Here is a 12,742-nt window from a genome sequence, read left to right on the forward strand (position 1 = left end):
AAGGCTTTCCAGGAGATCGCCGAGGCTTATATGGACTGTATCTCCATGGTTTTGCGTGACAGTCAGATACCGGCCAGGGATGACTACTCAAATATTGATCGGATTGATCTCTTCACTCAGGATCAAAAACTACTGCTTCGTGAGATGAATGGGCTCAGAAACCGGATTATTCATCGATATAACGGAACCGACGAAATACGTGCCATTACCGGGATTGCCGGATCACTCCCCGCAATCCGTTCACTCATTCTGGTGATCGATGAATGGATCCAAAACCACTAATTGAAATAATTATCCAGGATCTCGCTGTTATCCCTGTGGTGATACCAGGAATATTCCTGTACGGATCACAGGCTGAAGGAATGGCGGATGAACGAAGTGATATTGATATCTGTCTGGTGGCAGGGAGGGATCTGGATCCTGGTAACCTTCAGCAACTGGCATGGCGTCATATCATGACTGACCGGTATGACATCAGAATATTCGAGTTCCTGCCATTATATATCCAGATCAGAGTTCTTGCCAGGGGGATTCTAATCGCCTCCCCGGATTCGGTAGCTCTGAGTGAGTATCTCTATCCCTGGTGGAAACGGTGGGATGACCAGCGGTGGTATCAGACTCCTATTCCGGGGGCACCTTAATCCGTATACATTGTCTGGATACTGCACTGATACATACCAGGTCCCGAATCGCAACCCTCATCAGACCAGCCGCGTGACATATACTCAGAAGATATGATGAAACACCGCCAGTGGCTGGTTATGTTCGGAGCAGGACTCCTGTTCCTTTCACTGCTTCTCTTCACGATTCATTACCTGATATTTCAGGATATCCACCACATCCTGATCTATACGATCCATGACATTGCATTTCTCCCCATTGAGGTTCTCCTGGTCACCATCGTTATTCACTCCATGCTGGAAAGCCAGAACCTTCAGCAGAAACTCGAAAAACTCAACATAGTCATCGGTGCCTTTTATTCGAGTGTCGGGGTCCAGTTATTGAGGACTTTTTCCCGGTATGATCCGAATCTTGGAAAAGTTCGTGCTGATCTTCTGGTATCCTCCTCGTGGAAGGCTGCGGATTTCAAGCAGCATCAAAAAAACATAACCCAGTACCTGTTCATGGTTGATATTCACCAGGTAGATCTGTATGAACTCAAAGAATTACTCCTTACCCACGAAGATTTTCTGCTTAGAATTCTGGAAAATCCGGTGATGCTCGAGCACGAATTGTTCACCGACGTGCTGCGTGCTGTCTCCCATTTAACCGAAGAACTGAAAAATCGCAATGATATAACAACGCTGCCTGAATCAGATCTCGCACATCTTCAGGGAGATATCAAACGGGCATACTCGCAGATGACCCGCTCATGGCTCGAGTATATGCAATATCAACAGACAAATTACCCATATCTCTTCTCACTCGCAGTCAGGACCAACCCCTTTGCCGAACACCCGGACGTCTGTGTCAGGGAATAAAATTCACCATTTTCAGTTGATACAGAAGATCTGACATCCCGGATGCGGGAGAACGATCCCAGACTGAACTGCGGAATTCAGGCACAAATTAAAGGATTATGATTTCAGGGACTGATCACCGGGAGACTGAAAGTGCCAGTCACCCGCCTCACCGAGATCCTTCTTCCAGATCGGGACATATGCCTTAATCTCTTCCAAAATCCAGGAACAGCCGGAGAATGCCTCCTGCCGGTGTCCGGCTCCGCAGACGATAGCCACAATGGTCTCGGTGAGAGCGAGCCTTCCACTGCGGTGGATGATCTCAACCGAAGTCAGGGAAAACTTTTCGGTAGCCTCTGCAGCGATCCGGTTCAGGTCCCTTATTGCTACCTCTTCACAGACCTCGAGTTCAAGTGCCTCAAACCCATCGTCGCGGACCGTACCGATAAAGGTAACAATCCCCCCGGTCTCGGGTCTTCGTGCACGTTCGATCAACGCAGGAATATCAATATCATCGCGGGTTATCCCGATCATTTATCCCCCTGATACCGGGGGAAACAGCGTAAGCGATTCCCCGTCGGTGAGCGTGATGGTGCCGGCATCTGCCGGAATTACCCGCGAGCCCTGATGCACAATCATCACGTAATTTCTGATAGTTCCATCCGGTGAGAGCACCAGTTCTGCATCATCTCCCCCCTTTATGGCAAGGGCGGTCACCGCATCCAGAATAGTTGCACCATCAGAAACATCTATCGTTGATTCTTCCCCAAATACATCCCTGAACCGGGCATAACACATTATCGTTATCTTCATGGTCTTGCTCATTTCTCTACGTGTGTGCTGGAACATACCGTGCAACCGGGTCTGACTGACACGGTTAGATACTCAGTTCTTCCGGCCAGGCCATCCCAGATCAGAAGCCGGCCTGAAAGAAGCCGGCCTGAACCGGTCAGATACTTGATGACCTCCATCGCCTGGAGTGAGCCAATCACCCCGGCTGTAGCCCCAATAATTGGGGTTTCCCGCAGTGGTGGAGGGTGGGGAAAAAGGCAGGAGAGACAGGGGGTTATCCCAGGCAGTATCGTCGTCATCTGACCTGAGAATCCTTCAACTGCTCCGTGAATCAGAGGGATCCCCATCTTCAGAGCAATCAGATTCAGCAGGTACCGGACCTCGAAATTATCAGTCGCATCAACCAGGATATCAGCATGTTCAGCAAATCGATTGACGGTTTCTGAGGTTATCCGCTCAGGAAACGATCGGATCGTCACATCCGGATTGAGTTCAGTGAGAGTCTGTGTTGCTGACCTGATTTTTGAAACTCCAACATTTCTGGTTGGATGAAGAAACTGGCGGTTCAGGTTTGACTCCTGAACGGTATCATCATCCGCCAGGATCAGAGTCCCTACACCGGCAAGGGTAAGATAGGTAGCTACCGGGGAACCAAGTCCCCCAGCTCCTACAATGCCTACGGTTGCCCTGGAAAGTCTGGCCTGACCCTCGTTACCGATAAGGGGGAGTTGTCGTGTATACCGGGCAGTCATCATGATAATGTGCTGGATTGGAAGTCAGAAGAATTCATCTGGCGATTCATACGTGATGCAATATACCGCAGGGCTGCCCTGGCATCATCCTGTTTCTGGTCTACCCCTGATGCTCGTACCCACAAGAGAATTGCATCAGTTCTGGTTGAGGGGAGACTTGCACCCCGAATTACTTGAGGCCAGGTCCGATCCGGGTAATACTGATGCTGTGCAGCCTGCAGCAGGGCAGAGTGCTCCTCTTCGTCTATCACTCCCGAGGACAAGGCCTTCTCAAGAGTAATCCTGATATTAACGAGTGCTTCAGAGAGGGCCATGTTTGAAACCGGGTCACAGATTAAGGCAACCTCATCATCAGACTCGATAAGACCGGCCTGGTACCGGCGGTACACCTCGCCGATCCCTTCCATCCCGAACGGTGACAACTCTGCTGCACGGAGGGCACCCATGCTGGATGATCCGACAACCAGGATCCCGGCTTTGAGCGCTCCCAGAATCTCCCGGTGTCCGACAGCCGCATTCTCAAAGAAGAGGCCATCGATGATTCCGATAATTCTTGGAGCGGCTGCAATTGCACCTGCCAGATCTCCCCTCCGGACCGGCGGACAGTACTGTACCTCCGGACCGGCCGGGAGAATCTCTTCTGCTTCACTCTGCGACAGGCTTGGACCCAGGTAGATAATTACGTCTGGCACTTCTGCATCGATCTCCAAGGCGATCTCGATCCATCGCATAATGTTCAAGACCAGGAACAATAACCCGTACGACTGGTATTCCGATCTCAGGTCTGGTCAGATCGGTGACCAGTACACGGGTGATCCCAACTGCTTCCAGCTGTTTGAGGGTATAGATGATATCATCGAGGAAATCATCAGACCGGTACGAGTACATGCCCGCAAGGTCAATGGTATCACCGTTCTCGAACCATTTTTTGTTCAGACGTTTGGTCCGGTCATACCCGATCTGCCGTTTCATGTGCCCCTCCTGAGTATCTTCACGTGCTCCGTGAATCTGGGTCGCCCTGCTCTGGGCAGCCTCGGTAAGAGCCCGGAGAATAGCAATTTCAGGGACTGCATGGGTCCCCATACCAATACAGAGCAGGGTCGGATCCCGGAGCATCACATCATCTGCAACAGCAGCGACGGTAGGAAGACCGATATCACTGGAGATGTCACGGAGCGTGATCTCCACCCCGGCATCCCTGAACCGGTTCAGGAGAGCGAGTATCGTGGGATTCTCAATTGAGGTGATGATCGGACCACCTTTGTTTGCCGCCTCGGCAAGGGACCAGGCATCCCGTTCGATTATCTCACATAATGCATGAAAGATAGCCTCCTCAAGGGTATTGCCGGATGCTATTCCGTTGGTACTGGTCCTGAAAAGTTGCCCCATCGTCCGCTGAACCGGGTGAAAGATCGCATGTGCCGGAACCAGAACCTCCTGGTTCTGCATGATGTCATATGCCGGGTACCAGGGGATCGGAAAGTTCAGGGAAACACCCAGAGGCAGAATCAATTCTTCAGGATTGACTATCTGGCGGTCTTTCAGGTGGTCAACAGTGGCAACTTCAGGGGTGCGGTCATGCAGCTCTGCCGAGTACCGTTCGAGACCTTCCATGATGGCTGAGACCCGGGCCGCTATTTCGGTTGCTCCTTTTCCGTTATAGACCGAGATAGAACCTTCGGCAGCATCAGGTCTGATACAGGAGAAGACCGGAATGCCAAGCCGGTCAAGTCCGGTGATATCGGCAACGCGGGTTATTCCGGCAGGGACTACCAGATCCCTGATGATCGCATAGGTATCCTCGGGAGACCTGGTTCGGTGAGTCTCCTGCTGATACCGTTTCCTGCACGAGGCAAGCTTCATGAGTAGGTACTTGTTGGTTGTAAATCAAGAAAAGCGATCTGATCCAGAAAATCCCTACCTATTTGGCTATTCAGAGAATCGAATTCGGCTTCGGTTCACTATAGACAGGTTTATAATCGTGAAAAAATAAGTTCTCAAGCGAGGGATCTGAATGGATAAATTTGTGGCACTGGTAAAGGAGATGAAAAAACTCCCCCTGGCAGATCAGGAAAAAATGATTGAAGAGAAGAAGAAGTCCTGCATCTGCCCGACCTGCCCGAGTTTCAACAAGTGTGCCATAGTTGAACGGGAAAAACTCTTCTGCCTGGTCGGAAAAAGTTTTCTGTGTATCTCGTTTGAAGAAGGATGTAATTGCCCGACCTGTCCGATAGCAAAGGAGTATGGTTTAGAGAATAAATACTTCTGCACCCGTGGAGACGAGAAAGGACAGCGGTACGAACAGTCGGTCTGGGGTTCCACCCTGTCCGAGTAACCTCCTTTTTTACGGTTCAGCAGGGATCTGTCCCTGATCTGGGAGAGTATAGTACAACTGCGAGAGTCAGAGACCTTTCTTCAGCCAGGTGGTCCGGGGATCAACTCATCGGGTTTGGCAACTGCGGATACGCCGACTGGAGAAGCAGGTGTTCAAGATCAAACGGCAGTCCCTTGCAGGCATCCCTGGTTACGGTAAAGACTTCGTCCCACATCGTATGTGCAGCATCTCCATGAACCGGTGTCAATCCGTGCGCCAGAATGGAGTCATTTCTAATCCGTAGAAACGGTTCAAGATGCATGTAATACTCCCCTGCTCCCTGCATCCCGAGATCATCAAGCAGCATAAACTTTGACCGCAGACCTATCCGGATAACACCATTCCGGTCAGCCCTTCGTGCATAAAGTGAGATATCTTTCTTTTCATGGAGGATCTTCCGAAGTTCGGTGAAATGGATCTTTCCTTCAATATCGTCGATGTTCCAGGTGAGGAGCAGCACTTGAGAGAGAAGTTCAACCACCCGGTACAAACGGGCAAAAGCGTCATCATACCGTTCATCTTCTATCCGCCTCCTGGCGTTATTGAGGAGATCAACCAACACGTAAAGGTACTTCTCCTGCTTTAGCCGGCACTGTTCCTTTTTTGAATAGCCATTTTCACACTTTGATTCCAGTTCTATCAGATTCTGCAGAAATAATCGATTATGAGATACCCCTTCGGCCAGATCATCAGCATGCTCGAGGTACCGGTACGCTTCAGTATAGTTCAGTTTGTCCCAGGAGTAGTAACCGTGAAACAGGGCATAATAGGTATCCCGTTCAGGAATGGTTGAGATGCCTGACAACAACCCGAGTGAACTGCCAAAATGATTGGTATTGAACTGATCAATCGCCTGGTGCAACCTGAGCCGGTCGTATGCTGCAAACAGGGACATCTCTTTCATATGTTCGGTGCCGGGTATCACCAGTCCGCCCTGTTTCTCACCGGTTACATGAGTTACCGTGTTCCGGGTGAGAAATGAGACGATCGATGCAGCCATCGTCATTGACCGAGTTCCCGAACTGGCATCGATGACGATCTCAAACTCCTGAAACAGAACACAGACTCCGTAGATGAGATCAAAGCACCGGGAAAAATTATTCGCATCTTCAATCAGACAGATTTCAGAGGGGGGTGGATCGATCCCTCTGATCTCCCTGCATCCTGCTTCAATGTCACTTACCAGGCTGCGGCTTTCTGGTGAACAGAAGTAGATGAGATGATCCGGCCGGTAGGACTGGATCACAAAACTACACGAACGGACGAGCCGGTCAATCGCATCAGCAGGATCTGAACCTATCCCGGTTCCGACCGTCATGAGAAGGTACATCGGGAGTAGGTAGATCGGGATGTATATTCTCTCTTCCGATTACCGGGATCAGCAGGAAAGAGCACCAGAGCGATTACCAGTTCGACATTCCGGGACTTGACAGGATCTCATACACTCCGATGAACAGGATAAAGAGGGTGGCTGCCATTCCCATAAAACTCAGGATTTCCCAGAGCATGGACAGATTCTGGCTATCACCGGTGAGGGTGAGGAGAAAACAGCAGAACCAGATCAGCAGACAGATACAGGAGAGGACGATAACCCGAAGCCGGGGAATGCCGGAATTAATAAACCGGGCAGTTAATGGTATCAGTATAAGGAGACATGCAACAATGAGAACACCCTGAACATCAGTACCAATAAAAAACATGCACTCTGGTTTCCTTGATACGGATTATGATCATACAGAGGATAAAGGTATCCGGTAGAGAGTTCGCCTGAATCAGGGGTGCTCCCGGTTCCAGAGCCACATCAGAGATACTCAAGTACCGTTCCTACTCCGGTCTCGTCAAGAGAGAGCAGATCTGAGAAAGAGACGGTTGCAAGCCTGCCGGTGCAGTGACAGGGATGAAGTTCTACCGGCCTTATCCTATGCAGGTATGAGGAAACCTGGGTGATGGTATCATGTGAGGACTGGTAGAGGTGAAACCCACCGATAACATCACGGATACGATCTTCTCCGGTCACTCGCTTCGCCTGTTCGATGACTGAACAGATACCGGCATGGGCACAAGGGATAATGATAACCAGCCCTTCTTCTGTCTTTCCTACAATCGCTGAATCATCGGGAACCAGATCAGGAACCGGGCCATCAGGAGTATAGAGCAGGCCCAACTCTTCACGCTGATCAAACGGGAACACCGACGGGATCTCACCGAGAAAGATCAGATTGTCACTGATATGCATGGCTTCACGTGAGCCGATAACATCCCCATATGCACTGAGCCGGTCAGGCCCGGTAAGCGGGCCGCATTCAGGAAGGCCGGGTCTGATTCTTGACCAGTACGCAGCAGGGTGGCCGATGAACCTGAGTTTACCTGGTTCCCTGCCCTGTGAAGCATTACGGGAGATCCGCTCAAGAACCGGAATAAGGCCCCAGGTGTGGTCGGGATGGCCGTGAGAGAAGACAATGGCATCTGCGGTCAGGATATCAATGCCCATAGCATCAGCATTATGAAGGAGGGCATCCGAGTATCCGCAGTCAAGGAGGATACGAGTGGTTCCATCCTCGACCCAGGCCGAAAAAGCAGGCTCGGCACGATAGTATGTTCCGATTAATGCGGTATTATCAACCAGGATGGTAATTTTCACCGGTGTCACCTGATACTATCCTCATGGTAGGTCACATATGAAAGAGGTATGGGAGCGAGAGGAGTGCTACCATCAATACCAGGATCAGACTGCTCACCGCACCTACCACATGACTTCCGTACTGGGACATGCCACGCCGGGCCAGTAGGCGTTCCGCACTCTCCTTGAAGATCAGACCTCCGTCAAGCGGGAGCATCGGGAGGGCATTGAAGAGTCCGGCTGCAAGATTGATGAATCCTGACCAGAAGAGCAGATGGATTACCTGCCAGAAGAACGGGAATGGTTCGGTGTAATAGTTGGTATCTTCCACATCAAATCCCAACACCCGGAGTTGCTGCCCCTCGTACCCGGGAAAGAACGGTACCGAGAGGAGCATTAGAAATCCTGCAGGTGAAAAGAACCGTTGGGTGGTCTGGATGACACCCTGGCCGTTGTAGTAAAAGACGCCCATAAACCCTGATTCTCGTTGCCCCAGATCGGCAGGCCATGTCGAGAGATTCAGGTTACGTTCTGAAATCGTGCCGTTCTTCTCAAACCCGACCATAACCTGATCACCAGGTTTCGTCAGGTTAAGTATGGATGCCACCTCTGCAGTGGTATTAACATGCGTTCCGTTGATGGTCCTGATGATAGAAGGGATCGGAATATCAGCAGACGCAGCAGGGAAATCTTTGTAAAAACCAAGAACGATCGGTTCTGAACTGGGCACCGCCCACCCGATCATGCCGATCATCAGCGTAAAACAGAGCACCCCTATAACGAGGTTATTCATGATCCCGGCCCCGTACATCCGCATCTTCGGCCATGAACCGGCTTTATTCACCTCATCCTCATCAGGTTCAACAAATGCCCCGATTGGAATCACGAAGAACAGAACACCCATGGCTTTTACCCTGATCTTCTCCACCCTGCAAAGGATGGCATGACCAAATTCATGGATCACTAATGTGAGGATGAATGCAAACCAGACCGCAAAGGTTGACGGGACAAACTCGTTCACTCCAGGAATGAGAAAGAGATTCTGGGGTTTGTTAATCGCCGTAGGTTCTGGTTTCAATACAAACATCATATGGACCGAGAGCAGGATCATGACCACCATCAGGGCCGAGACGATGATGACCATGAACACCCCGATCGATCCATAGATACGCAGACCTCTGCTATATCTTCTGAACCAGTCAAAAAACGCTACACTCTCGGTTTTCAGGGCAAGTATCGGCCCGTAGAACATAATATGGGAGGCGAGGATAGACTTCCCGGGAAGGAGTTCCATCTCGCCATCAGACGTGGTGGTATCTGTCCGGGAAGAAGGGAGATATGTTTTGATGATTGCCACCAGTGCCAGATACATGGCAATGACAGCAAAGGCGATGAGATACCAGTCCATAGATGTATACAGATTGGTCGTGTGCAGTAAAAGAACACCCGGCTATCAGAAGAGTTTCTGCTGCCCGGCCTGATTCATCAGGTTCTTCACCGTTGCCCAGCTTCTCCTCGCAATCGGTGGCGGATATCCATGATCCCTGATGTACCCGGCAAGAAATGCTATTGTGACCGGATCAGCAGGATACCCGCTTCCTATAGTGCCATATTCTTCCTCGTAGTCACTGACAATCGCATCACGGACTACCTTTGCAACAATGGAGGCTGCCGAAACTACAGGACAGGTACGGTCAGCCTTATGCCTGGCAATAACTTCGCAGGGTTTACCGATAAACCCGGCAACCGTTCTTCCGTACCGGTCCTCATTCACATCACAGGCATCGAGCCAGGCAACCGGGCAGTCCAGATTTTTTACTACTTCAGCATGGGCACGGGCAGTAATCTCATTCATCGTCATCTCATCGCGAAGGGTATCGATGTCAGCAGCGGTCCTGATAACGACCGTGTACGGGAATTGTTCCCTGATAAGCGATGAAAGCGCTTCCCTCCGCTTCGGGGAGAGAACTTTCGAATCCATGACCCCGAGTGCGGCCAGATCTGAAAGGTTTGAGCAGGCTACTCCTGCGATGACCATCGGGCCCAGAACCGGGCCTTTCCCTGCCTCGTCCACACCGCAGATCATACGGGTGACCGAAGATCCCCTGCCTGGTTCACTGCGTTCATTCATAAATTCTGGTACGCATGGGAGAAGGGATGATTTATAGCGAAGGGAGAGCGGTCCTGCTCATCAAATATGAAATCAGGATCACACTATTTATTATTAAGATATGCGAATATTTTCCATAGTGGGCTGATTATCCCAAATGATAGAAGATAGTATGGATTTCCAGGACCTGGTGAAGGGATCCTGCACCTGGATTTCCCATCACCGCCAGATGACGCTGCTCCGACGTCAGATTCAAAGAATTAGTGCCATATTTTTAATATTCGCGCTTATGGCTCTTCATGCCGGGGCAACTTCCGGAGAAGCAGATGCTCCATCCCATATCGTGATCATCACCAGTACTCAGGGGGGAACGGTATACCCTGACGGGGCAAACACCATTCCAGACGGTTCTAATATCACCATCACGATTACTCCTGCTCCCGGGTATCGGATCGGCAGGGTTCTGACCGATGGAGTAGACAACGGGCCTGTTCCAACGCTCATTATCTCACCGGTGGTCCATGACACGGTTGTGCATGCAATTTTCGTACCAGAAAGTGATATCAGGTCTGCATGGACATCTCTGCCGCCGGTACCCACAACCACCGTTGCAGAGGTTCAGGAACCGGTTCAGGCAATCACCCCTGAAAAAACAGGGAGTCAGGAGTCTGCAGCACTACTTCCCAGCCTTCCGTTACTGCCCAATAGTTCAGGAAGCATCTCAGTCGGTGGAGCTGGTGCTGACTATGGCAGGATTCAGGATGCCATCGACCATGCAACACCAGGGGCAACCATCAGCATCGCTCCCGGAACTTACCGTGAACAACTCATCATCACCAGACCACTCACCCTGATCGGGGGAGAAGGGGCGGAACAGCCTGTCATCTCTGCAGAACAGAACGGCACCGCAATTCTGATCACTGCTAACCAGGTATCATTGCAAAACCTGAAGATTACCGGGGCCGTAATGGGTGAGAACGAGTTGATCGGAGCGGTTAGCGGTACCGCTATTACAGACCTTCTGCTTGACCGGTGTACCATCACTGATTCGCAGAATGGAGTGGTACTGACGAGTAGTGATCAGGTCTCAATTCTCCAGAGCAATATCACCAATATCAGGAGGAACGGGATATCCCTGACTTCAGGGAAGAGAGTCACGATCGAGCAGTCTGCAATATCAAGGTGCCTGACCGGTATCAGGGGAGAGAACCTGACCAGCGTTCTCATGCATGATACCCGGGCCTATGACAATGCAGATGATGGCGTCTGGTTCTATGCACTATCTGACTCAATCCTCTCCAAAAATATCATTGCTGAAAATTCAAACGCCAATTCAGAAGATGATGCTCCGAGTTATACCTATGGTCTTGCACTCATACATGGAGAGAATGTTACCGTTACAGATAACCGGCTTGTACACAACTGGGGGATCGCCTTCCTGCTCGATGAGCCGCACCAGATGACAATTACCAATAACACGCTCACAAATAACACGGTAGGATTCTCTTATACCGGAACCATCCCTGATCCCCTGAACCATATCGAGCCATCCAATACCATCGACAAACTTCCTCTGCTTTACTATGAAGGAAAATCAGGCCTGATCATCGAGAATGTAACGCCTGCAACCGTGTACCTGCAGAACTGCACAGACATAACCATCAGAAACATTTCTTTAAATTCCCGTAACGGATATGGCATTGTCGCAAAAGAAGGGAGAAACCTCTCGATCCTGAACACCAATGTCCGAAAGAACCTCAACCAGAATATCCTTATCACCGGTGTTACTTCAGGAACAATTACCGATTGCGGGATAGAGAAGGGAACCACCTACGGACTTGGTCTGCTTGATGCAACAGATTTTACGATTTTTAATAATCAGATCAGGGATAACAACATCGGGATAGCACTTCGGGGCAGTTCATCAAGGGTGAATCTGTCAGGCAATGACTTCTCAGGTAATACCGAAGCGTTTCAGATCGGGGACGGATATGCAAGCCCCGGGTTTGGGGAGTTTTCCAATAACACGATCACGAATGGAAGTATCGGGATAACTTCCTTGAACGGAGGGGGAGGTCAGATTCACCATAACCAGATCATTACGGGCACCGGTATGAGCCTGAACGGATCTCAAAACCTCCAGATTGAGGATAATCAGATTCGTGCATCAACCGTAGGGATAGGACTCTCGCGATCAGATTCGGTAAGTGGAGGTTTTGGGAGCAGTGCCTGTTTTAAAAACCGAATCATACGAAATCAGGTTACCGGTGGGGGTACCCCCATCCTGGTAGCGAACTCTTCAGACTGGATATTCGGAAACACCATTTATCTGAATGATTTCATAACAGCACCACAGGGAGAGATCAATTCAGGCAGTGCCTTCCATTACGTAGATAATGCCAGCGAGTCATGGGGCGGGGTTAATCCTACCCCACCGGTAACCGAACAGAATCAGGACCGCCAAGCTGACCCGGTTGATGCATCCAATATCTGGGACACGGGAGAAAGGGTCAGGTATACCTATGAAAACAGTACGTTCTCAGGATATCTTGGCAATCATTGGAGTGTCTACACAGGAAAAGAGATCGGAGCAAGCGGTATCGGAGACACCCCCTATCAGATCAGTGCCGACAA

Annotated in this window: 15 protein-coding genes; 5 read left to right on the top strand and 10 right to left on the bottom strand. The window is 50.4% G+C overall.

The features are described 5' to 3' along the window. The 3 genes from LUQ50_RS15500 to LUQ50_RS15510 all read left to right on the top strand — a co-directional run. Positions 1-282 (top strand): HepT-like ribonuclease domain-containing protein (locus LUQ50_RS15500; protein ID WP_300041274.1); only part of this gene is annotated, 282 nt, incomplete at its 5' end. Beyond that, complete coding sequence (locus LUQ50_RS15505; RefSeq protein ID WP_300041276.1) at positions 264-641, top strand: nucleotidyltransferase domain-containing protein; 378 nt, start codon at positions 264-266, stop codon at positions 639-641. The genes LUQ50_RS15500 and LUQ50_RS15505, both read left to right, overlap by 19 nt. Before the next feature lie 93 nt (positions 642-734). Beyond that, positions 735-1,481, top strand: a complete 747-nt coding sequence (locus LUQ50_RS15510) for a hypothetical protein (RefSeq protein ID WP_300041279.1) — start codon at positions 735-737, stop codon at positions 1,479-1,481. A gap of 96 nt (positions 1,482-1,577) precedes the next feature. On the opposite strand, the gene LUQ50_RS15515 is transcribed toward LUQ50_RS15510, so the two are convergent. From LUQ50_RS15515 to LUQ50_RS15535, 5 genes are read right to left on the bottom strand one after another with little or no spacing between them, the layout of a single operon-like run. After that, entirely contained in the window at positions 1,578-1,994 is a 417-nt protein-coding gene (locus tag LUQ50_RS15515) for a molybdenum cofactor biosynthesis protein MoaE (RefSeq protein ID WP_300041281.1), read from the bottom strand. Next, positions 1,995-2,273, bottom strand: coding sequence for a MoaD/ThiS family protein (locus LUQ50_RS15520; protein WP_300041283.1), 279 nt, complete (start codon positions 2,271-2,273; stop codon positions 1,995-1,997). An 8-nt stretch (positions 2,274-2,281) separates the two neighbouring features. Further along, the gene (locus tag LUQ50_RS15525) at positions 2,282-3,007 is read right to left on the bottom strand and encodes a HesA/MoeB/ThiF family protein (protein ID WP_300041285.1); all 726 of its coding nucleotides are present in this window, start codon (positions 3,005-3,007) and stop codon (positions 2,282-2,284) included. After that, on the bottom strand, positions 3,004-3,735 hold the full coding sequence (locus LUQ50_RS15530) for a TfuA-related McrA-glycine thioamidation protein (RefSeq protein ID WP_300041287.1): 732 nt from the start codon (positions 3,733-3,735) through the stop codon (positions 3,004-3,006). The genes LUQ50_RS15525 and LUQ50_RS15530 overlap by 4 nt, the downstream gene beginning before the upstream one ends. Further along, a complete protein-coding gene (locus LUQ50_RS15535; protein ID WP_300041289.1) occupies positions 3,650-4,867 on the bottom strand; it encodes a YcaO-related McrA-glycine thioamidation protein in 1,218 nt (405 codons plus the stop codon). Before LUQ50_RS15535 ends, LUQ50_RS15530 begins: the two co-directional genes overlap by 86 nt. Positions 4,868-5,018: 151 nt before the next feature. On the opposite strand from LUQ50_RS15535, the gene LUQ50_RS15540 reads away from it, so the two are divergent. After that, on the top strand, positions 5,019-5,339 hold the full coding sequence (locus LUQ50_RS15540; RefSeq protein ID WP_300041291.1) for a DUF2769 domain-containing protein: 321 nt from the start codon (positions 5,019-5,021) through the stop codon (positions 5,337-5,339). 100 nt (positions 5,340-5,439) lie between these two features. Here the strand turns inward: LUQ50_RS15540 and LUQ50_RS15545 are convergent, their stop codons facing one another. The 5 genes from LUQ50_RS15545 to rnhB all read right to left on the bottom strand — a co-directional run bounded on the left by LUQ50_RS15545 (position 5,440) and on the right by rnhB (position 10,129). Next, complete coding sequence (locus tag LUQ50_RS15545) at positions 5,440-6,696, bottom strand: TIGR02710 family CRISPR-associated CARF protein (protein ID WP_300041292.1); 1,257 nt, start codon at positions 6,694-6,696, stop codon at positions 5,440-5,442. A gap of 85 nt (positions 6,697-6,781) precedes the next feature. Continuing rightward, positions 6,782-7,078: a hypothetical protein gene (locus tag LUQ50_RS15550; RefSeq protein ID WP_300041294.1), complete on the bottom strand. Its 297-nt coding sequence runs from the start codon at positions 7,076-7,078 to the stop codon at positions 6,782-6,784. A gap of 101 nt (positions 7,079-7,179) precedes the next feature. Then, a complete protein-coding gene (locus LUQ50_RS15555; protein WP_300041296.1) occupies positions 7,180-8,019 on the bottom strand; it encodes an MBL fold metallo-hydrolase in 840 nt (279 codons plus the stop codon). 31 nt (positions 8,020-8,050) lie between these two features. Then, the gene (locus LUQ50_RS15560; RefSeq protein WP_300041298.1) at positions 8,051-9,406 is read right to left on the bottom strand and encodes a site-2 protease family protein; all 1,356 of its coding nucleotides are present in this window, start codon (positions 9,404-9,406) and stop codon (positions 8,051-8,053) included. Between the two features lie 45 nt (positions 9,407-9,451). After that, the gene (rnhB, locus tag LUQ50_RS15565; protein ID WP_367279027.1) at positions 9,452-10,129 is read right to left on the bottom strand and encodes a ribonuclease HII; all 678 of its coding nucleotides are present in this window, start codon (positions 10,127-10,129) and stop codon (positions 9,452-9,454) included. Between the two features lie 151 nt (positions 10,130-10,280). Here rnhB and LUQ50_RS15570 point away from each other — a divergent pair. After that, the coding region (locus tag LUQ50_RS15570) for a right-handed parallel beta-helix repeat-containing protein (RefSeq protein ID WP_300041300.1) at positions 10,281-12,742 on the top strand (2,462 nt) is incomplete at its 3' end.

It is taken from the genome of Methanospirillum sp. (genome assembly GCF_028679455.1).
In the GTDB taxonomy this organism is placed as follows: Archaea; Halobacteriota; Methanomicrobia; order Methanomicrobiales; family Methanospirillaceae; genus Methanospirillum.